This is a genomic window from Desulfovibrio sp. An276, assembly GCF_002159665.1.
Classification (GTDB): domain Bacteria; phylum Desulfobacterota; class Desulfovibrionia; order Desulfovibrionales; family Desulfovibrionaceae; genus Desulfovibrio; species Desulfovibrio faecigallinarum.
The window spans coordinates 17008-37923 of record NZ_NFJC01000003.1 but is presented as its reverse complement, the minus strand read 5'-3'; the positions used below and the strand labels follow the sequence as shown (position 1 = coordinate 37923).

Sequence of the window (20916 nt, the reverse complement as noted above, 5' to 3'; positions counted from 1 at the left end):
ATTCGGACTATTGTCGTCTCTGGCTCACGGTTGTTTTAGCTCTCTGTAATGATGCCGGAGTCAAGCCAGTAGCCGTCTATGCTCGGCAGGGTCTGCAGACTTGCCTGCATGAACCTTGGCGGAATGATGCGCCCGTCGGGTCCGAGAATTTCCCGCACGATGATGGTGCCCTCGGCCTGGGCCGGCTCCTCGTCGTTTTGCGGCCTGTTCCTCGACTCGTCGCGGGAAAGAGCCACCTTGACCTTGTAGGGACCATGGCCTGTCTTGTCCTGGAAGTCGAGCTTGTAGTAGGCGGAGGCAGGCCAGCGATCCACTGCCAGCTGGCGGTAGCCCACGGTGATGGGGCTGTGGTAGGTGATGGTCTGCTCTTCTGGCTCCACGCTGCCGTCCTCGTTGACAACAAACCACACCTTGGCCGCCTCAAGCTGTCCCTGCAGATTGAGTTCGCCAACATAGCGGGCCGTGGAGGTCATGCGCATGCGCGCTGCGTCGAAATTGATGCCTTCCAGATTTCCGGAAGAAAGTGCGCACAATATGGCGCCCACAACCACAGTGGTCTTGGGATCGGCTATGCGTCCGAAAAGGTCCGCGCAAGGATACCAGCTGCCCACATTGTAGGAGCGCATGGCTATGACGCGGCTTGGCGGAAGTGGTGTCTTGGCAAGGACAGTCTGGATGACGCCCTTCCAGGAACTGGGACGTCCGGTGAGCAGGAGAAGATCCGCGTCGTAGAGGTTGACCATCTCGCACAGGCTCGAAAGCGTGTCTCCAAGGGTCCTGCGTATGCACTCGCTCACTGCGTCCAGGGAGAAGACAAGGCGCACCTCGCCCAGGTCGATGTCCTCTCTGGCCCCGCAGTCACGCAAAATGTTTTGCGCGTACTCCATGACCTTGCGCTGAGGCTGGGGCGAGAGCTGGTCCGGAACATAGGAAATACGCCCGCTGTCCTCGGCATTTTCCCCGGAAGCATCCCCTGTTTCCTGCTCTGCTTCGTTCCTTGCTGATTTGCGGACCTTTGTCTCCTGGACTGGCTTTTCGAAAAAGTCGCCCAGCCTGCAGACATAGACGCGGGAGTCGTCCCTGTCCATGAGCTCGCAGGCGTGGAGTATGCCAAGGGCTGCCGGGACAGCCACCTGACGCACAAACTGGCCCTGGCGCACGCGCTGTTCCTCGGTCTTGTTCTGGGTGTAGCGACCGAAGAGGGAGAGGATGACGTTGCGTGGGGCCAACTCGTGCTTTTCAAGGGTCTTTTCCAGGGCAGGAATGACCATGGTGCGCACTACTTCGCGCACGATTTCGTCGCCTGCCAGGTTGAAGCCGTCGCGAAATTCCATGTGCGGCACGATGCGGGCGGATTCCGAGGGTCCGGACGTGAGCACGTGGGTGGTTATGGACAGATCCGTTGTACCGCCGCCAACGTCTATGGAGGCTATGCGCACAGAGGGCATGGGCTCGTCACATCCCTTCACCTGGCGTTTTTTGCCAAAGAGATTGAAGTACTGGCTTGCGTCGCCCACATGCTTGACCATGATTTCGTTGTAGAGCAGCACAAGCTGGGAGCAGCTCGCCTCGTCCCATTCGCAGACAACCTCGGGCGGCGTCTGGTAGTGGAAGTCGTCGGCGCTCCTTTCCCTTGCCGCATTCCAGCCAAGGCCTGCCCAGACCGTGTGGACAGCAAGGTTGACCCAGCGCTCAAGGATGCGCCTGGAGGCTACGGGCATGGCAGTGGGCACAGTGTAGATGATGCGGCGCAAATGGCGCGGCTTGTCCGAGAGCAGCCGCTTGTTGCGGCTTGCAGGGGAATTGATGTTGATGAGTGCCTGGGTCAGGATCTCCGCAGCCATGAACATCATGAGCGAGGATCTGGTAAAATAGGATCCAAAGAGGGGATCGGGCTTTTGCTGACGCAGGGCAGGCGTCGAGAGGTAGCGGCGCAGCTGGTTGTCCCTGAAACAGGCAAGGGGGGTTCCTTCCTCGTTGAGCTGGCGCGGGAAAAGGCCGCGGGTGACCATGGGTTCGGTGTTGGTGCCGGTGTTGTAGCGCCAGCTCTGCGTCCAGCGCCGCTCGTCCCAGAGGTAACGCTTTGGGCTGGACATGCCCGTATTGCCCTCTGCACAGGTGGCGTAGGTAGAGAGGCGCACGGCCTCGGGGCCAACGCGCACGCAGGAGGGCCAGGCAAAGGCCGGGGTCCTGCGGCCGGACCTGCGCGAGAGCATGTCGCTGCCAAAGCTCATGTCCACGAATTCCACCCTGGTCTGAAAGGGATCCGTGGAGATGTGGTTGGGATTGCTCAAATCGCGCAACTCAAGCAGGTAGCTGTCGTTCAGATCGGTCTTCTTGTTGGACGAAGTTTCGACAAGAATGCCTGTTGTGCGGGAATTTCCGATGTCCAGGATAAGGTCCACGTCTATGGCGTCGGATCTGTTGGCGTCGGACACCTTCACGTGCACGTTGTTCATGGCCCGTCTCGCTGCGTCGAGCCAGGTCATGTAGGAGGCAATATGCTTCAAGTAGAACTTTTCCCCGTAGTCGTCCTCGAAACGCCCCAGTTTTCGCTCGTGGGCCGTGTAGAGCTGCAAGAGCCACTCGTCCACCCACTGCTCGTTCACAAACCAGCTGTTGTCGCGCACCTGCCAGGCAAGGAGAAATTCAGAGGCCGCGTTCAGATCGTCCCTTGAAAGCGCAAAGTAGCGCCCGTCCGGGGTATTGGGCTTGTCCTCCACCTTTGTGTCGAAGGCAACGCACAAATGCCAAATGTTCGGATCGTCGTCCAGGGGCAGGAACATGCCCCGTGCCCAGTTGGAGGGGCCCTTTTCCACGCGGGAGAGCCCGTCCGGCCACATCTGGCCTGTCATGCGCAAAAAGGGCATGGGCAGCCACTCGTGGCTGAAGCATTCGAGGGCCTCGGGAAGGGTGATGGTGTAGTTTTCGTAGAGAGCCCTGGGCTGCACCCCGTCGTCTGCCGTTCCCCTGGCCTCGCGGGCGTCAATGAGCACGTCGTCCTGGCTGACAAGGCAGCGCAGAAAGTGCGGGTACTTTTGCTGCTGCGCCTCAGGCAGGGTCTCCTCGGCAAAGGAGCGGGACTCGCGGGCTATGCTTTCGAGCTCGATGCCGAAATCCAGAAACTGCAGGCATCCCCCGGGGATAAGATTGACAAGGTGGTTGTACTTGGGAAACTTGATGGGCATGACGTGACCTCATCGGGGCGAAAATTGTCCCTTGCCCTAGGCGTTTTTGTGATGCGGAACAGGACGGGAGACGGGACAGTTCCCGTCTCCCGAAAGAGGGTGGAGGCTAGATGTAGCTTCCTTCCATGATGGCGCTTACCAGCAGATCCTGGGATTCAGTGCTCTTCGTGATCTCGTTCTTCTGATCAGCCATGTCCTGCGCTGCCTGCTTGCGGGCCGAGGACTTGTAGGCAATGCTCTGCTTCTTCTTGGCAGAGGCCTTCTTCGGGGTCACGGACGGGGCCGCGGTGTAGTCGGAGGCAAGAGCTGCCTGGTATTCTGCGTCCTTTTGCTGCATCTGATCGTAGCGTTCTGTCAGGATATAGGAAATTTCCTGCAGGCCGGAGCGGATTTCCTCGTAGCGGGTCTTCAGCTCTTCCTTGGTAACGCGCTTTGCCTTGTAGTCGGCCACAAGGCGCTTGAATTCCGTGTTGTAGCAGTTTGTTGCCACCCTGGCGGCCGCAGTGGTGCGGTTCATGCTGGCCGTATCCTCGTCCAGCATCTGGGCGTAGTGGGCGATATAGGCAGCGTCACGCTGTTGCTGCTTGTGCTTGCCGTAGGCGTGGCCTGCAACTGCGCCGCCGGCACCACCAACAGCAGCGCCGGCAAGGGCACCCTTCCAGTCTCCGGAGGCAAGGCCGCCGATGGCAGCGCCAATAAGGGCACCACCTATGGCACCAGTGGCAGTGGATTTGGCGACTGCGTTTTCGTCTGCGCGCAGATCGGAAACTGGCTGGTAGCACTGGGGGTAGTAGTTGACCTTCGTGATCTGGTCACCGTATTTGCTGGCGCAGCCTGGCGCCAGAAGGGCAAGGGAAAGAATCAGGACCGGGATGAGAAAACGGGTACGCATGGTCTCATATCCTCGAAGGTGGAGAGTTGGGTGAAGCAGGAGCCGCTTTTCCCTGCTCGTGAAAGGGGACAGGCAAAATCTAGCAGGAAAGCGGGCAAGTGTATAGCAGCACGTCCCCCAATCCGGACTTTGCAAAACAGGAAAAAATGTCCTGCTTTTGGAATCCTGTCATGTTCTTTCCTCAAAAAGTGATGCGAGTAAAGGGGAGAGGGTCCACACAGTTGTGGACTGGTGTCGTTTTGCTCTGACTTTGGAAGCCATATGGTCGGCAATACGGAAACTCGGACTAAAAAGAGTACCTTTTCGTGGCCTCGCGTGGGACGGAAAAATTTTTCATTCCACACTGGCATGGACTGGCAAAAGGGGGATGGCAGAAAGAGAAAGGGCTTGTGAGAGAAATTTTGGCATTGTGAAGAATCTTGTCCACACATCTGTGGATCAGGCCAGAAAAGGGGCTTGCATGCCTTGCACAAGAACAGCATAGTGGCAAGGTGATTCACATATTTGAGGAGTAGAGGTCGTGGACAAGAATCCCGCAAAACAGTTCCCCCATTTTGCCGACGACAGAAATGACGTGAAGGCATGCGGGCTTACCCAGGAAAGTTCCCGGGTGAGCAGGCTCTTGTATCTGGCGCAGGCTGTGCGCGAGGACCCCTTGCAACAGCTGGGCACGCTGCTCGACAAGCTCGGCATTGGCCGCAGCCAGTTCTACAAGGACAAGGCTGCCCTGGAGGATGTCGGCTTCAAGTTTGTCTACAGCAAGGCCAAGGGGTTTCGCATCACCGAGGACAAGCTTACCCCCATTACAGGCCTGAGCGTTTCCGACCGTCTCATACTCATGATCGCACTTGAGCAGTTGTGCCAGGCAGGAGATGGAACACTCGCGGCCATGGCAGTGGAGGCAGGGCGCAAGCTTGTGGGTGGTTTGCCCACGCCCTTCAGGGACGAGATGTCGCAGAGTTTCGAGACCATGGTGACCTCGACCCTGGGCGTCAAGGCGATCATCTGGAGTACCCTGCGCGACTGCATTCTTGCGCAGCAGCGCACGCGCATCCTCTACACCCGCAGCGGGACATGGGATCAGCGCTGGCGCGAGGTGGACCCGCGCTACATCTACATGCGTGACAGGACTCTCTACCTCTACGCAAGGACTGCGGACGAGATACCAGCCAAGTGGAAGGTCTTTCGTTTGAGCCGCATGGCGAGGGTTGAGGCCACAGGTATCAGCGTGAACTGGAAGCCCGGGGATGACGGAGACTTTGCCAGAAAGAAGCGCAATGCCTTCGGGGCCTTCATAGGTGCCGACACGCACACTGTCACTGTACGCTTTCGCGGAGAGGCAGCCCACTATGTGCGCGAGCGGCAGTGGCACGCAAGCGACGTGAAGCGCGAAGAGCCAGGAGGCGCGCTTCTTTACCAGGTGACTGTGGCAGAGCCCATGGAAGTTGTCCGCTGGGCCAGGCAATTCGGCGAGGAGGCCGAGATTCTGGACATCAGCGCTCTTTCCGAAGCCTCGCAGGACGAGGAATAGTTCAGAGAACTGGACAGCCGCCAGTTTTGCGCAAAACAAAAAATGCCCCCATACAAGGGGGGACTTGGGCTGCGCCCTTTTTTCGGAATGGCGCAAGGCCATGTGTACGACAAGTGTTCGGGGCCATGCCCGCAAAGGTTTGCCCTGATACAAAAACGCGGCCCGGATAGGCATGCTTTGGGGAAAGTTGCCCGGGCCGCGTCATCCATCACTCGCTTATGGAGGAGGAAGATCATGAAACTGTTTCGTATGTGTTCGCTCACACTTTGCTGTGCTTTGCTTCTCACAGGGTGCCTTGCCGGCATGACAACGTCAAGCTCGCTTTCGCAGGAGGGTCTACAGAAGAATCTTGTCGTCGGCAAGACCACCAAGGCGGAGGTGAAGAAGATCTACGGCGAGCCCACATCCGTGAAAAAGAGGAAGAGCGGCGACGTTTGGGTATACATGTACGATCCCGCGAAAGGCAATTCCGTTGCTGCCGGCGTAGCCCAAAGCGCGACCTCGGCCGCTGTCGCAGAAGGAACAAGCCGCGCGACCCTTGCCGGTATAAAGGCCGGCGGCATGGCGGGCGGCCTTGTGGCAGCGGACGCCTCAATGCAGGCTGGTTCGGTCGCGACATCCTCTGTGGACAAGGCCTTCCCGAGGAATCCCAAAAAGCTCACGGTGCGCTTCAACAAGTTCGACATGGTCAGCAGCTATAACGTGGAGTAAGCTGCATATCTTGAGCGTAGAATGCTGGTATCCGTCCATATCCCTTGTGGGCGGATACCATGATGCTTTTCATGGAGAAAAAGATGCTTGCCAAAAGGATGGTGGCTCTCTGTCTGATTCTTTCCTTTTCCCTCATGTTGTCTGCGTGCTATACGCTCAGGAAATCCGACGTTCAGCACAACACTGTTCCTGTTCCTGAAGTGCAGTACATTGATCTGACAATAATCGAGGGAAAGACGACAAAGCAGGAAATTCTCGATGCTGCAGGGATACCGGATGATATCAGTGAATCCAGTATGACATATAGTGTATACAAAAATAAAGATATAAAAATAAAGCTTCAATTGGTTCAAAAAGACGGAATAAGAATAAATACTATTGTTGGCGAAGACGAAAAACATCAAAGTATATTGATATTCTTTGCTGTTATATACAAGAAAAATACATCGTATACAACAAATATTGTCGACTCGGTCTCACTGTAGTATGAAAAAAATATTGTGTGTTCTGTGTGTGCTTTGTCTTGCTGCAGGCTGCGCGGGACAGAGAAGGACACTGGTCGTCAGGGACTATGTTCCGGCAAGCCAGGTACAGATTCCGGATTTGGCGCTGATGAGGCAGGAAGCTGCCCAGGGCAACGCGCAGGCGCAATTCGAGCTTGGCAGATTGTACGAGAGTGGCCTTGGTGTTCCCAAGAGCCACAGGAAAGCCATGGAGTACTGGAAGCTTGCAGCCGAACAAAACCACGCTCTTGCGCAATACGGTCTTGGCTGGCTGTATTTCTATGGCGAGGGAGTTATGACGGATTTCAGGGAAGGCTGCTACTGGATGCGGCGCGCAGGCTCCCAGGGCGTGCAAAAGGCCATAGAGCACTGCAATGCATTGTGTACCTCGCCGTGACACAATCTTGCAGACTGATATGCGGGCACCGCGAACAGGACTTGTTCGCGATGCCCTTTTTTCTGTTACTTTCTTAAGAACGTCGCCTTCCACTTGTTGCGATTGCGGCTGTGTTCCTGGCCCCGGCACTGGGTGGAGGACTCGGAACCCGTGCAGGTTACGTCCTGGGCCACATAGCCTCCGCCTCTCGGGCAGGATGCCTCGGGTGCCTCAATGATCAGCCTGTTGCCGCTGAAGCGCGCCCTGGCAGCACCCGAGCAGCGCTGGCCGTTTTTCTCGTAGACAAAGCGGCGGCCTGTACCGTTCTTGTTGAAGCAGTACTCGCCCTCGATGGGCTCGCCTCTGGTGTTGAAGAGATCGGTCTTGGAGCGCCAGCAACCCTCAAGGAAGGTGAGGTCCTTTTTCTTGGCAGCGTCCTTGGGGATTTCCATCTTGCTGTTCCGTGGCACAGGCTTTGGTTCAGGCTTTGGCTCGGGCTTTGGTTCCGGCTTCGGAACAACCTTCGGCTCCGGCTTTGCCTCAGCCTTTGGTTCCTCGGGAATGACTGGGGCTACGCCAAAGGAAGGCGGAGTCACGGGTTCCTCGGGAACAATTTCGGGTTCTGGTTCTGGCACGGGTGTGGAAAAATCCGGAAGTACGGGCTTGCGCTCCGCGTGCAGGTCTTCCTTGGGAGGCGTTTTTGGCACGCACAAAGCAGCGCGCTCATCCAGCTGACGCAAAAGGCGTGCAAGATCGTCTTCAAGGCTTTGTTTGCGCAAAAGCTCGCTGTCCATGCTAACTGATTGGCGGAAGCAGCTGGACGGCAAGGGAGAGGGCAGATGCCCAAGAGCCGCCAGCAGGAGCCAGAGCAGGAGAAGGAGAAGTGCCAGGGGCAAAAGCCAGGACAGGCAGCCGGGGAAGATGGAGGCTGCCACAGGAGCCGCTACGGGTGCTGCAGCCACTGGGGCTGCTGCAGGAGCAGCTGCTGCCACGGGAGCAGCTGCTGCCACTGGGCTTGCCGCAATGCCGCCAAGGCGCATGATGTCCTGGGGAACAGCTCCCTGCACGCCAGGGGCAAAGCCCCAGTTGATGAGGATGGGGGCGCCGTTTTGGACATAGAGATCGTCGGGACCCGGATGTTGCAAAGCCTCGTGCAAAAGGCCTTCAGCCATGCCGTTTCCCTGTGATTTGGCAAGCAGGGCCTGCAGGGCGGACGCGTAGTTGTTGAGCGTGTCCATCACCATCTGCTGTTCCACTTCTCCGAGAGAGGAGAAGGGAACAGGCTCGACGTCACCTTCCGCGTACCAGTCGATGGCACCGGAAGCGTCGTGCATGGGCTCTGCCAGGAAGGAGGCTGCGTTGGGCATGCCGCGGGCAGCCAGAAATTCCTCGTTCTGGGCAAGGTAGGCGCGCAGCTGATCGTAGCAGTTGGTAGCAAAGATACCCTGGAAGGCCAGGGGGCGCATGTCGTTGCGCTGGCTTGTGGCAAAGAGAATGCTCATTTTGCACCTCCCGTACCCTGGCTCTTGGCTGGCGTGAAGGACACCTTGTTGGCCTCGAGGAAGGCGGCAATCACCGTGGAGGGGATGGCCAGGGAGGACTGCCTGTAGGACTGGTCGTCAAGCTTGATCATGGTATTGATGCCCACCACATCACCTGCAGCGTTGACAAGGGGGCCTCCGCTGTTGCCCTGGGACACAGTGGCAGAGTGCACGACCAATGGAGGCTTTCTGTTCAGCACCACGTTGACGGAGCCTTCCGTGTAGACAACTTCGGGCGCTGCCTGCATGTTGCCCTGCAAAAGCCCCAGGAATTTCGGATCGTCGGACATGACTGCGCTCGGGAAGCCCCAGGCGCTCACCCGCTCCATTTTCTGGACCAGATCCTTTTGCAGCTTCAAAGGCTTTACGGGAATGGGTTCGCGGGTCTTCAAAACCGCGAAGTCTAGGCCCTGCTCGCGCACGCGCAAGAGTACGCTTGCCGCGCGCACTGTACCCACGAATTTGTTGATGTAGACAACCTCTGTTGCATTGCCCACCACATGGGCGTTGGTCATGATGGTGTCCGGGGCGAGGAAAAAGCCCGTACCCATGGAAACGCCCTTGCCCACAAGGGCCAGGATGAGCACTGTGTTCTGCTCGAGAAGTTCGGCCACATTGGCTGGCTCCCTGGCCTCAAGGCGCTTGGGGGACATATTCGTGGCAGGCTCTTTTGCCTGTGTGGCAGGAGCAGCGGCTTCAGGTGCTGCATCGCGGGGAATCTGCAGGGGCTCGCCCGAGCGCCCGGACTTTCCGTTTTGTCCAGATTGTCCAGATTGTTCGGACTGCCCGGTCTGTCCCGATTGCTCCGTTTGTCCGGATTTTTCCTGCGTGCCGGAAAGTCCTGCATCCTCTGCCTTGCCGTCATGGCTGCCATCCCCTGGCAGGACGGGCAGTCCTGTGCCTGCAGGGGGCTCGATTTGCGCAAGACGTGCGGGAATGGCACAGGGGTCTTCCTGAAGGAGTGCGCGCAATTTTTTCAGATACTCTTCCTGGGCGTCATTGTAGGCCTTGAGGGTTGCAAGATTTCTTTCCTGCCTGGCCGTTTCCAGTTTTTCGGCATTGTATTTCTGGTAGATGAGCCAGCCCAGATCGGCCAGAAGGGCCAGCAAAAGGAGGATGACTATCCAGATGGGTGCCCGGGCGTACCAGGGGGCTGCGACTGCGGCAGTAGTGGCGGCAGCGGCAGTGCCTGCGCCAGCCTCGGAAGAATTGCCTTCATGGGCATCTTTTGCATTTTCCTGACCCTGCTGCTGGCTTGCCCGCTGATCATCCTGGGGAGGTTGCGGCTGGGCTTCTGGACTCTGTTTTTGCTCTTGTTCTGCCATGGAACACTCCGGCATTGTAGGGTTTGTATTTCGGGATGTCTTGCTGTCTGACTGGTCTGCCCGGGGCGAGGATTCGTTGTCCCCTGTGTTACCTACCAGTAGCTCAGGATGTTCTGTGCCTTCCTGTCTCCTTCGGCTGCCTTGCGCGCGATGTAGTTTTTGAGTTCGTCGCAGGCGAGGGAGGCCTTGGCAAGACCGCCTTCACTGGCGCGCATGTACCACTCCCTGGCAAGGCAGGGATCCTGTTCCACACTGCCATGGGGCAGGGGAGAGAGGGGATCGTAGTACTGGGCCAGCATATACATGGCCTCGGTATTGCCATCATTGGCCGCGTCCTGCAAAAGCTCAAAGGCCGTATCCGTTTCCTCTTGCGGGGCTCCTTCCACGCGCACACGCTTTGCCAAAAGGACGTTCAGATCCGAGGAGACAAACGAACTTTGCAAATACTCACTGACAGTATGGCTGAACGATTCTACCGTACCGGCCTTGCCAGACAAAAAGCCCTGAATATCCTGGGAAGGGGGAGTTGCGCCTTCCAGGGAAGACGAATCGTTCTCAAAGGTAAAATAGGAAGTCTGGGGCAGTATGCGCGCCACGTTTTCCATTGTGGAGGCACTCACGCTTCTTGTTGTCCTTAAGCTCGTGCTTTCCTGCCCATCCCTGGGAGTAGAAGTAAGGCTTATGGCCTTGTCCTGCAACGGGAAGATTTGGTCGCGGGAAAATTGGCGCAAGGCAAGGCCTATGCACAGGACAAGGGCAAGAATGGGGATCAGCAGGGCTCGCCAGCCAGGGCCATGGTGTGTTTGGCGGACAGAGTCGTCCCTAGTGTCATTTTCCCCTCTGTCCCCGCTTTCCTGGTGGAGTTTCTGGTATTCCTCAAGAGCAGCCTTGCCCTGGAGGGCTGTAAAGATCTTTCGTTCAACAACAAGTGTAAAGGAAGCGCTGTCGTTGATGGACATGCGGTAGCTTGTGTCGCTGTCGAGCTCGTAGAGAATGTCCGGACCAATGGGAATACTCAGTGTACCACCTTTCTGCCTGTAGTCGTCGCTGCGGAAGGCGTCTCTGGCAGAGCGCCAGAGAGAGTCGGCAGAAAGATATTTTCCGTCCGGAAAGCGCTGCAGGGTAAAGAAGAGGGGACCGGAAACGACTGGGGCCTCGCGTACCACAATGACGCCGCGATCCCGGCCCTGTCCCCCATCAAGCCTGATTGTTGCCTGCATGTCCTTGCCTCCTCGGGGCTTGTGCTGCGTCGGCAAACCATGTGCCGCCTCAAGGGAGGGGACTTTTCATACAAGTTTTCCCTGGTCCGGCACGCCTTGAGTATAGGTGTTTTCCAAACGCTTTCCAAGAGGAAGAAGAGTTCGAGCCGGATACAATCCGGGTCTTTGGAAATCTGGGGCGTAGACCAAAAAAAGGGAGCCCTGGGCCTTGCGCCCATAGCTCCCCGCATTCTTGGACCTACTCGTCGTTTACGTCGGCCCTGGTCAGATAGATGTTGCCCTCTGCGTCCGTTGAGATGCACAGGGGCGGCTCGCTCTCGTCCTTGGACATGAGATAGATATTGCCTTCCTCGTCCACGTACACTTCGCCGAGAGAGGTGTTCACGCGCACAGTATCGTCTGCAAGGGCCTTGTTTTTGCCGTTCTGGGTGAACTCCCAGGTACGTTTCTCAAGGTTGAACTTGAGCTCTCCCTGCACCCGGGTTGTTTCAGTGTCTTCCAGATTGCTTATTTGCGCAACGGTACTTTTGCTTTCGGCTGCCTGAACAGCCCCGGGAATACAAAGGACAAGGGCCAGAAGAAGGCCCGCAAGAAGAGTTTTCATCGTTTTCCCCCCGATATTGCCTGAACAAAGAAGCCTGCAGGCCGAAAAAAGCGTTCTTTCGGCTCTGCAGGCAAGGAGTGCAGTGTTTTTTCAAATGTTATTTCTGGGCACCTGTCTCATTGGGGCGCGGAGCAACTGCGCGCACCACGAAGTTCAGAGCCTCTTCGTAAAAGTTGTCCGGCGCGTAGGGTGTGAGCACACGCGTTCTGTTCACGCCCACCATGAGCGAGACAATGATGATGGCGGTCTGCACAGGGTCCACCTTGGCTATGGAGTGATCTTGAAGGCCCCTTTCCAGGGCAGAGATAAGGACCTGATGGATCTGCACAAACTTTTCGATCATGATGTCCCGATCTGCGGACGTCTTCATGTCCGAATAGGGCGAGCAGCGCACAAGCACAAGCCAGTTGGTGCTCGGATCCACGGAAAAGTCCAGATAGGCCTTGCAGTAGTTGTACACCGCAGCCATACCGTTTTCGGCGCTGGCTGTGGCCTCGCTCAGTTTTTTGTGGAAGTTTTCCAGCACATCCAGGCCACAGGCCAAAAAGAGCTTCTCCTTGTTGCCAAAATGATGCGTCATGAGGCCCATGGCCACATCTGCCCGCTCGGCAATTTTTTTGAAGGTCGTTTCATTGTAGCCGCATTCGCCAAAGAGATCCTTCGCGGCCTGAAGAAGGGCTTCCTTTTTGCTCACTGCCATCGTGCGCTCCAGGGTTGCAAGCCTTATTTCAAGAGCTTGCAGATGAATTTTCTGTATCGACTGTATAATCAACCAAGATCGATTAGTCAACCAGCCAGCGCAGGGCGTCAGGCCCCAGCCAGGGGTTGGCCCAATGAAAAGGCCCCTTTGCGAGGGGCCTGAGATGTTTTTTGTCAGGGTGAAAGTGTCAGCTTCTTGAGCGGCGGAAGGCATTTTGTCCGTATTCGCCAAGCCTTGTGAGCCTGCGATCCACCTTTTCGTAGAGAGAGCCGCGGGTAAAGGTACCGTCCTTGCGCCTGCGGCCGGCAGGCATGCCTGTGAGCAAAAAGAGCGCTTCCTCAATGCTCTTGACCGGGTAGACTGCGAACTTGCCCTCGTCCACGGCCTTCAGGACATTGGGGGCGAGCATGAGGTGATCCACGTTATCGTAGGGCAGGATAACGCCCTGGGTCCCCGTGAGCTTCTGCCTTGAACAGACCTTGAAAAAGCCCTCCACCTTCTGGGTGACGCCGCCAACTGCCATGATCTGTCCCGAGTGGCTCACAGCGCCGGTAAAGGCGAGATCCAGGCGTATGGGCACCTCGGCCAGGGCCGAGAGCAGGGCGGCAAGCTCTGCTCCGGAGGCAGAATCGCCCTCGATGCCGGCGTAGCTTTGTTCGAAAAAGAGCGAGGCCGACAGGGCCAGGGGCTTTTTGCTCGCAAAGACACCCGTGAGATAGCTCACGAGGATCATCATGGCCTTGGTGTGGATGGGACCGCCAAGCTCGGCCTCGCGCTCAAGATCCGTGATGCCGTCGTGGCCCACGCCCACAGTGCAGGAAATGCGGTGCGGCAGACCGAACTCGAAGTTGCCGTAGGTTGTGACAGCAAGGCCGTTGACCTGTCCCACGGCCTTTCCGCTCGTTTCCACGCGTATCATGTTGCGATCGTACTCTTCCATGTACACGTCTTCCACGAGGTTCACGCGATAGGTGCGGGCTGCGTAGGCCTTTTCCAGTATGCTTCCCGTGACCATCTCAGCCTTTTCCATGCGGGCAAGGGCAGCTGCCTCCACCATGTATTCGCGAACCAGGGGGAACTTCAGGGAAAGGCGCTTTTGGTCCTCGCTCAAATGCGAGCCGAGTTCCACAAGCCAGGCAAGGGCCGTGCGGTCAAAGGGCGGCAGGCTGTCCGCCTGGATGATGCGGCAGACAGCGTTCAGATACATGCGCACGCCTGCAGCGTTCCTGGGCATGACGTCCGTGAGCTCTGCCTTGATGCGGAAGAGTTTCCCGAAGCGATCGTCGGAGTCGAGCAGACCCTCGTAGACAAACTCGTCGCCTATGAGGATGACCTTGAGGTCCAGGGGCACGGCATCCGGGAGCAGACCCTTTGAGCGCATGGCTGTCTCGGGCATGTCCGAATTTTCGTCCATGCGGGCGGAGCCGTTGCGCAGGGCGCGCAAAAGCCCTTCCCAGGCGGCAGGGTAGTGGACAAGATCGTCCATGCGCAGGACAAGAAAGCCGCCGTTTGCGCGGTGCAGGGCTCCGGCCTTGACCAGGGTGAAGTCCGTGACCAGGGTGCCAAGCTCGCTTTCGCGCTCAATACAGCCGAGCAGTATGCTGGCTGTTGGGTGATCCTCGAAAACAATGGGCGCACCCTTGCTGCCACCGTTGTCTACAAAGAGGTTGACACGGTAGCGGGAGAGCACCTCGTCCCGGCTCCAGTTTGGAAGCTGCCCCGGCATGGGCGGCTGGCCCGGCTCGGGCTTGGGCTTTGGCGCAAGCAGGGACTGTGTGTTTTCGGTCATGTCCTTGCGCACATCTTCGAAATAGGTGGCAAGGCTTTCCGCGGACCTTTCAAGGCCGGCTGCGCGGCAGAGCTTGTCCATGCGCTCGCTCAAGGGCCGCAGGTCCTGGTCCAGAACCTGGGTCAGCATGGCCTTTTCCAGATCCTTTTCCTTGTCCTGGAAGCCTTCTTCCGTGCGGGTGAGCTCCTGGACATAGCCGGACATGTTCTGGATGAGATCGGAACTCCTGCTCTTGAGCTCGCGCTGGAGCTTCTGGTCCATCTTGGCGAATTCGTCGTCCCCCACCCTCTGGCCGCCGATAATGGGGAAGAGGGTGATGTTGCCGCTTTCGTCAAAGTCCATGTTGAAGCCCTGGCGGACGGCTATCCTGTTCATGCGATCCAGAAGGCGGTTGCGGGCCGTGTGGTAGGATTCCACAATCTGGGCGCGCTGCTTCAGATAGCCTGCGCCGTGCAGCTTGTGCTCCATGTGGGAACAGACGCTCTTCATCACTTCCTGCATGCTCAGGCGGAACTTCCTGCCCTGGCCCGGAGGAAGCAGAATGAGCACTGGCTTGTCCGTGTCCTTGAAATTGTACACGTACACCTGGTCCGGGGGTGTCGGAAGCTTCTTGGCAACCGGGGTCAGGTAGTTGCGCACAATGTGGCTGCGGCCGATGTTGGGCGAGCCTGCAAGGTAGACGTTGAAGCCGTCTGCGCGGATGTTCAGGGCGAGATCCAGGGCCTTCATGGCCCTGTCCTGGTAGGGGATACGGCCTGGAGTCTGGCTCAGCTTGAACTGTGTGCTGTCGTCCACAGGGATGAGAGCAGGATCGTAGGTCGCGTGCAGGCGCGATGAGGGAAGAGGAGAAGGTGTGCCCATGATAGGAATGTTTGTAAGAAGTGAAAGGAAGCTGAATGTCCGGATGTGCGATACGAAAAGCTACCCCTCGTCCGGGTGTTCGGCGTACAGGCGGGCAAGGATGTCGCCAGCGCCCTCCTGCTTGAGGTCCGAGGCAAGGTCCCTGCCAAGCCTCGCTGCTTCGGTGGCAGGTCCCATGACAGCCCTGCGGAAGACCTGGGATCCGTCGCATTCGGCCACAAGGCCGTCCAGGCGCACCATTCCGTCCAAAACGTCTGCATGGGCACCGATGGGAACCTGGCAGCCGCCGTCAAGGCCTGTCAGAAAGGCGCGCTCGGCCTCGACGCACACCCTGGTTTCGGCGTGATCGAGCCTTGCCAGGAGGGCGAGGATCTTTGCATCATCTGCGCGGCACTCTATGCCGAGCGCTCCCTGGCCTACGGCCGGCACAAATCCCGCTGGATCAAGCTCGTGCATGTAGGTTGCAGAAAGGCCAAGGCGCTTCATGCCGGCAGAAGCAAGGACAATGGCGTCGAACTCTCCTTCCTTCATCTTGCGCAGGCGTGTGTCCACGTTGCCGCGCAGGGAAAGAATTTCGAGATCCGGGCGCAGGGCCAGAAGCTGGGCCTGCCTGCGCAGGGAGGAGGTGCCAACGCGCGCGCCGTGGGGCAGATCGTCCAGGGTGGCGTATTTTTCCGAGACAAGGCAGTCCGTGAAGATCTCGCGCTTCGGGATGCAGCCAAGTGTCAGTTTCTCGGGCAAAACCATGGGCACATCCTTTATGGAGTGCACGGCAAGGTCCGCGCTGCCGCAAAGCAGGGCTTCCTCTATTTCCTTGACGAAAAGGCCCTTGCCGCCGACCTTGGAGAGCGGAACGTCGAGGATCTTGTCGCCGCGGGTGCGGATGACGGAAAGCTCGACTTCAATGTCCGGTTCAAGGGAAAGCAAGGCTTCGCGGATGTGGTTTGCCTGCCACAGGGCAAGCTGACTGCCCCTGGTCGCTATGACTATTTTGCGCATGGTCTAGTGCCCGCAACAGGTGGAGCAGTGGCCCCCGGAACAGCCTGCGCAGCCGCCGCCGGAGCAGGAAGAGGATCCGCCGTCGGAAGAGCCGGATCCTGTGTGGCAGGCGCAGGCGCTCAAAAGGCGTTCGGTGTCCGTGCTCTTGCAGGAAGGGCAGGCCACGGTCTCGTCGGCAGAGGCTATTTCCTCGAAAAGGGCGTTGCACTTGTGGCAACGGTATTCGTACATGGGCATGATTGTTCTCCCGGATGGTATTGGTATTGATATGGTTTCCTCAGGCGCGGTCCAGATCCTCGCGCAGGGAGGAGGCTCCTGCCTGGAGCATTTCCCTGACAAGTTCAGGCTTGCCCGAGAGATAGTAGTCCACAAGATCGTCCAGAAGGCAGACAAGGTTCATGTGCAGTTCGTGCACAAGGCCTTCCTCTATGCTCGGCACCCTCAGTTCCATGTCGAGCAGATCGTCCTGGCCAAGGAGGCCGCCGTCACCGCCTGTGAGGCCTATGGTGAACATGTTCTGCTCCCTGGCTGCCCGGCAGGCTGCCTGCAGGGCGGGGTGCATGCCGTCCTGGGTTATGAGGACAAGCACATCGCCGTCAGCGCAGTGGGCCTCGATTTGCCTTGCAAAGACCTCGGAAAATTCCGTTCCGTTCTCGCGGTCCTCCTCAAGCCACAGGGACGGGGAGAGGACCTGTACCGGCAGGGGCGCGCGCCCGTCCGTGGTGCGCATGAAGCGGGAGGCGAAAATGGCCGCAAGGTGCGCGGAAATGCCGAGACCGGCCACATAGACATGCTGCTCGCTGTAGAAGGCGAGAGCCAAAAGCCTCGCCACCTCGTGGATGTCGGAGCTGAACATGTCGTAGAAATCCCCTGTGACCTTCAGGGAAGCGTCAGCGCGCTGGGCAATGAGTTCGGGACAGTCGTCCTTGAGACCGAGTTCGAAGGGCATGGATGACCTCGCTTAGTGCTTCACTGCCAGGCTTTTTTGCCGGACAGGGGTTCCTCAATATGCCAAAGAGGTATGGGGATCAAGGGCAGAAGAAGGTGTGACAAAAGGGAAAAGGCAGTACAAACAAATGCTTGGAACATCCTACCTTCCTCATGGGCAGAATGTTCCTGCACATCCACGATATACAAAGATTGAACAGTCTTTTTGTAAGTCAAGGGCCCGAAATCCGGAAAAAACACGCATGCACCGCAGGGGCTCATGGCTGTCCCAAAGGTCCGCCCTTTTTCTTTTGCCTGCTACCTGCTAGAAGAAGCCCATGTTCACTGCCGTTGACTACATTAAGGCGCTTCTTGAAAAGGACGTCTATGCCCGCGCGATCACCTGCCACAAGGTCCTTGAGGAGGAGCCTGCGCGCACGGCCGATGTCAAAAGGCCGTACCCAAGGGCCATACGCGAGGTTTTGGAGCGCATGGGGGTTTCTGCGCTCTACACCCATCAGGCCCACGCCATGGACGCCATACGAGCGGGCCAGGACGTGGTGGTGACAACGCCAACAGCCAGCGGCAAGACCCTTGTCTACAACCTGCCCTTTCTGGAAAGGCGGCTTTTGGACCCTGATGCAACTGCCCTCTACCTCTTCCCCTTGAAGGCCCTTGCCCAGGACCAGAAAAAGACCCTGGAAAGCCTGACACTTGGCTGGCCAGAGCATGCAAGGCCCAGGGTAGCCCTCTATGACGGCGACACGGACCAGGCAGAAAGGACAAGAATACGCAAGAACCCGCCCGCAGTGCTGGTCACGAATCCGGAAATGCTGCATTTGGGGATTTTGCCCTGGCACGAGCGCTGGACTACCTTTCTGGCCTCGCTCTCGCTCATTGTGCTGGACGAGGCCCACATCTACCGCGGGGTCTTTGGTGCGCACATGGCCTGCCTTTTGCAGCGCCTTGAAAGGGTCTGTGCGCGCTACAACGCCCACCCTGTGCGCGTCTTGTGCACGGCAACGCTGGGAAATCCCGGCCAGCTGGGAGAGCTCCTTCTTGGCCTTGAGAGGGAGCCGCTGGTGATCTCGGAATCCGGGGCACCCAGGGGCAGAAGGCACATGGTGTTCATGGATCCGGAAACAAGCGCCTCGACGCTTGCCATTTCCCTGCTCAAAGAAGCCCTGGACAGGGAGCTGCGCACCATTGTCTACTGCAGGTCCAGGCGCATGACGGAACTTGTGAGCCTGTGGGTCTCGCAGCAGGAACGGCGTCTGTCCCGGCGCATCTCGGCCTACAGGGCAGGATATCTGCCTGAGGAGCGCAGGGACATAGAGGCCCGCATGGCCTCGGGCGAGCTTTTGGCAGTGGTGAGCACCTCGGCCCTGGAGCTTGGCATAGACATAGGTGCGCTCGATGTGTGCATCCTTGTGGGCTATCCTGGCAGCGTCATGGCAACCCTGCAGCGGGGCGGGCGCGTGGGCCGCAAGGGCCAGGAAAGCTGCGTTGTGCTCATAGGCAGCGAGGACGCACTCGACCAGTACTTTGTGCACAATCCGGAAGAATTCTTCACAAGGCCAGCCGAAAAGGCCATGCTCAATCCGGAAAATCCCGTGATCCTCGCGCGCCACCTCGAATGCGCGGCTGCGGAATCGCCACTTAGGCTCGCAGAAAAGTGGATGCAAAGGAAGAATGTGCATGCGCTTGCAAAAAGGCTCGCAAGAGAGGGAAAGCTCCTTTTGTGCGACAAGGGCACAGAGTACCTTGCTGCGCGCAAGAGGCCTCAACGGGACGTGAGCCTGCGCGGAAGCGGCGCCTCCTTCCAGATAGCGGACGAGGCCGGGAACATCATAGGCTCCGTGGACGCGCATCAGGCCTTTCGCGAGACACACGAGGGTGCTGTCTACATCCACAGGGGCAAGTCCTACGTCATAAGGAAGCTGGACATTGCCGGACACATGGCCTGGGCAGTGCCGCAGCGCTGCCACTGGCACACCAATGTGCGCACGCAAAAGTCCACGCAGATCATGGACGTTGCCCTGGAGGGAAGGGTCTTTGGCATGCCCATCTATCTTGGTACCCTCAAGGTGACGGAGCTCATCACAGGCTACGAGCGCAGGGAAAATGCCTCACGCCGCCTGCTCGACATACAGCCCCTGGACATGCCCCCGCAAGTATTCGAGACAGAGGGGCTTTGGATGTGCATCCCGGAGGAGGCGAGGCTTGCGTGCGAGGAAAACTTCTACCACTTCATGGGCTCAATCCACGCGCTCGAACACGTCTCCATAGGCCTCATGCCCCTTCTGGTCATGGCGGACAGGAACGATTTTGGCGGCATTTCCATTCCCATGCACCCGCAGGTAGGCGGGCCTGCGGTCTTTGTCTACGACGGGCTTCCCGGGGGTGCGGGACTTTGCGCCTCAGCCTACACGCGCTTTGACGAACTGCTCCTCTCGGTAGAAAAGACTCTTGAACAGTGCCCTTGCGAAACAGGCTGCCCATCCTGCATACAGTCCCCGAAGTGCGGTTCCGGCAACCGTCCCCTGGACAAGCAGGGCTCGCTCCTTCTTGTGCGCACCATCCTCTCCCACAGGGATGAGGGTATATCCTGGAAAACATGCGAGAAAAATCCCTTTACCACTGAAGAGACGGCTTCCGGGAGAGCGTCCGATGAAGGTGCCGCTGCCGAGAACATCGTAGCTCATGCAGGGATTTTGGAGGAGGAAAGCCCGGTTCAGCCCCAAGAAAGGTCTGCGGAAAAAACTGTGCAAGAGGCTCTTGTGCACGAGGCTCCTGTGAAAGATCAGCCAGTGCAAGATGATCTGGAAAAGGAGGCGACAGGAAGTGTTTTTGCGGATGGAGGAAGCGAAAACGTGTCCGGACACGTGGAAATTGATGTGGAGAGGAGAAACGCTTCCCATGGCCCGCAAGGAGGGAAAAGTCCCGAAGCCTCGGGCAAAAGAAAGCCCGCACGGGCAAAGAACGGCAAAAGGGCCCCGCAAGGAGGGCTCATGAGCCTTCTGACACCCTCCATGCTGGCTGGCACGGGCTTTGATCTGTCTGACGAGGAGGAAGGAGATACGCAGTCACCCCTGCCCGAAAGTCCCACTCCTTGTGCAGAACAGGATCCTGCGCCGGCATTGTCTACAGTGCAGGGGCCAGCAGCAGAGAGGCCGGTCTATCCGGGGCCTGTCATGGTCTTTGACGTGGAGACGCGCTATTCGGCTGCCGAGGTGGGCGGCTGGCAAAACGCCGCGCGCATGGGGGTAAGCGTGTGCGTTTGCTGGGACGGTGAGCGCTACCGCTCCTTTGTCCAGGAAGAGCTTGGGGCAATGTTTGCCCTGTGGAAGAAAGCAGGCCTTGTTGTCGGCTTCAATTCGAGCCGATTTGACATGAAGGTCCTGGCACCCTTTGCTCCCTATCCACTGGAAAGCATTCCCCATCTGGACATACTGACCGAAGTGCACCGCTATCTGCACTACAGGGTGTCCCTGGACAATCTCGGGGGCGCCACCCTGGGTGCAGGCAAGAGCGGGGATGGATTGAAGGCCCTTCAGTGGTGGAAGGAAGGCAAAGTGGATCTCATCCGCAGCTACTGCGAAAAGGATGTGGAGATAACGAAAAGGCTCTGGGATTTTGGCAGGGAGAACGGCTACCTTCTCTTTGCCAACAAGGCTGGCCAGAAAGTGCGTGTGCCTGTAAGCTGGTAGAAAAGTGCGCCCCCACTTCCAATGGGGGAGAGAGGGGGC

Annotated in this window: 16 protein-coding genes; 5 read left to right on the top strand and 11 right to left on the bottom strand. The window is 58.2% G+C overall.

Features of this window, described 5'->3' with window-relative positions; all coding sequences use genetic code 11:
• Positions 1–35 precede the first annotated feature (35 nt).
• Positions 36–3188: a virulence factor SrfB gene (locus tag B5F76_RS02890; RefSeq protein WP_087350810.1), complete on the bottom strand. Its 3153-nt coding sequence runs from the start codon at positions 3186–3188 to the stop codon at positions 36–38.
• A 106-nt stretch (positions 3189–3294) separates the two neighbouring features.
• Positions 3295–4080 (bottom strand): glycine zipper domain-containing protein, encoded by a 786-nt coding sequence (locus tag B5F76_RS02885; RefSeq protein WP_087350805.1) that lies wholly within the window; start codon positions 4078–4080, stop codon positions 3295–3297.
• 520 nt (positions 4081–4600) lie between these two features.
• On the opposite strand from B5F76_RS02885, the gene B5F76_RS02880 reads away from it, so the two are divergent.
• The 4 genes from B5F76_RS02880 to B5F76_RS02865 all read left to right on the top strand — a co-directional run bounded on the left by B5F76_RS02880 (position 4601) and on the right by B5F76_RS02865 (position 7222).
• Positions 4601–5611: a helix-turn-helix transcriptional regulator gene (locus B5F76_RS02880; RefSeq protein ID WP_087350802.1), complete on the top strand. Its 1011-nt coding sequence runs from the start codon at positions 4601–4603 to the stop codon at positions 5609–5611.
• A 234-nt stretch (positions 5612–5845) separates the two neighbouring features.
• A complete protein-coding gene (locus tag B5F76_RS02875; protein ID WP_087350798.1) occupies positions 5846–6322 on the top strand; it encodes a hypothetical protein in 477 nt (158 codons plus the stop codon).
• A 59-nt stretch (positions 6323–6381) separates the two neighbouring features.
• A complete protein-coding gene (locus B5F76_RS02870; protein ID WP_144268374.1) occupies positions 6382–6807 on the top strand; it encodes a hypothetical protein in 426 nt (141 codons plus the stop codon).
• 1 nt (position 6808) lies between these two features.
• Positions 6809–7222 (top strand): tetratricopeptide repeat protein, encoded by a 414-nt coding sequence (locus B5F76_RS02865; protein ID WP_087350790.1) that lies wholly within the window; start codon positions 6809–6811, stop codon positions 7220–7222.
• Positions 7223–7287: 65 nt separating this feature from the next.
• Here B5F76_RS02865 and B5F76_RS02860 read toward each other — a convergent pair whose 3' ends face one another.
• The 9 genes from B5F76_RS02860 to B5F76_RS02820 all read right to left on the bottom strand — a co-directional run bounded on the left by B5F76_RS02860 (position 7288) and on the right by B5F76_RS02820 (position 17189).
• Positions 7288–8703, bottom strand: coding sequence for an SrfA family protein (locus B5F76_RS02860; protein WP_087350787.1), 1416 nt, complete (start codon positions 8701–8703; stop codon positions 7288–7290).
• Positions 8700–10067 (bottom strand): S1 family peptidase, encoded by a 1368-nt coding sequence (locus B5F76_RS02855; RefSeq protein WP_144268373.1) that lies wholly within the window; start codon positions 10065–10067, stop codon positions 8700–8702. The genes B5F76_RS02860 and B5F76_RS02855 overlap by 4 nt, the downstream gene beginning before the upstream one ends.
• Positions 10068–10159: 92 nt before the next feature.
• Positions 10160–11287 (bottom strand): tetratricopeptide repeat protein, encoded by a 1128-nt coding sequence (locus tag B5F76_RS02850; protein ID WP_087350782.1) that lies wholly within the window; start codon positions 11285–11287, stop codon positions 10160–10162.
• Positions 11288–11525: 238 nt separating this feature from the next.
• Positions 11526–11891, bottom strand: a complete 366-nt coding sequence (locus tag B5F76_RS02845) for a hypothetical protein (RefSeq protein WP_087350779.1) — start codon at positions 11889–11891, stop codon at positions 11526–11528.
• A 97-nt stretch (positions 11892–11988) separates the two neighbouring features.
• Complete coding sequence (locus B5F76_RS02840) at positions 11989–12591, bottom strand: TetR/AcrR family transcriptional regulator (RefSeq protein WP_087350777.1); 603 nt, start codon at positions 12589–12591, stop codon at positions 11989–11991.
• 187 nt (positions 12592–12778) lie between these two features.
• Positions 12779–15241, bottom strand: a complete 2463-nt coding sequence (locus B5F76_RS02835; protein ID WP_087350773.1) for a Lon protease family protein — start codon at positions 15239–15241, stop codon at positions 12779–12781.
• Positions 15242–15301: 60 nt separating this feature from the next.
• A complete protein-coding gene (gene hemC / locus B5F76_RS02830; protein ID WP_087350770.1) occupies positions 15302–16240 on the bottom strand; it encodes a hydroxymethylbilane synthase in 939 nt (312 codons plus the stop codon).
• A gap of 3 nt (positions 16241–16243) precedes the next feature.
• Entirely contained in the window at positions 16244–16477 is a 234-nt protein-coding gene (locus B5F76_RS02825; RefSeq protein ID WP_087350767.1) for an FmdB family zinc ribbon protein, read from the bottom strand.
• 40 nt (positions 16478–16517) lie between these two features.
• A complete protein-coding gene (locus tag B5F76_RS02820; RefSeq protein ID WP_087350765.1) occupies positions 16518–17189 on the bottom strand; it encodes an SIS domain-containing protein in 672 nt (223 codons plus the stop codon).
• A 316-nt stretch (positions 17190–17505) separates the two neighbouring features.
• On the opposite strand from B5F76_RS02820, the gene B5F76_RS02815 reads away from it, so the two are divergent.
• Positions 17506–20877, top strand: a complete 3372-nt coding sequence (locus B5F76_RS02815; protein ID WP_087350764.1) for a DEAD/DEAH box helicase — start codon at positions 17506–17508, stop codon at positions 20875–20877.
• Positions 20878–20916 lie beyond the last annotated feature (39 nt).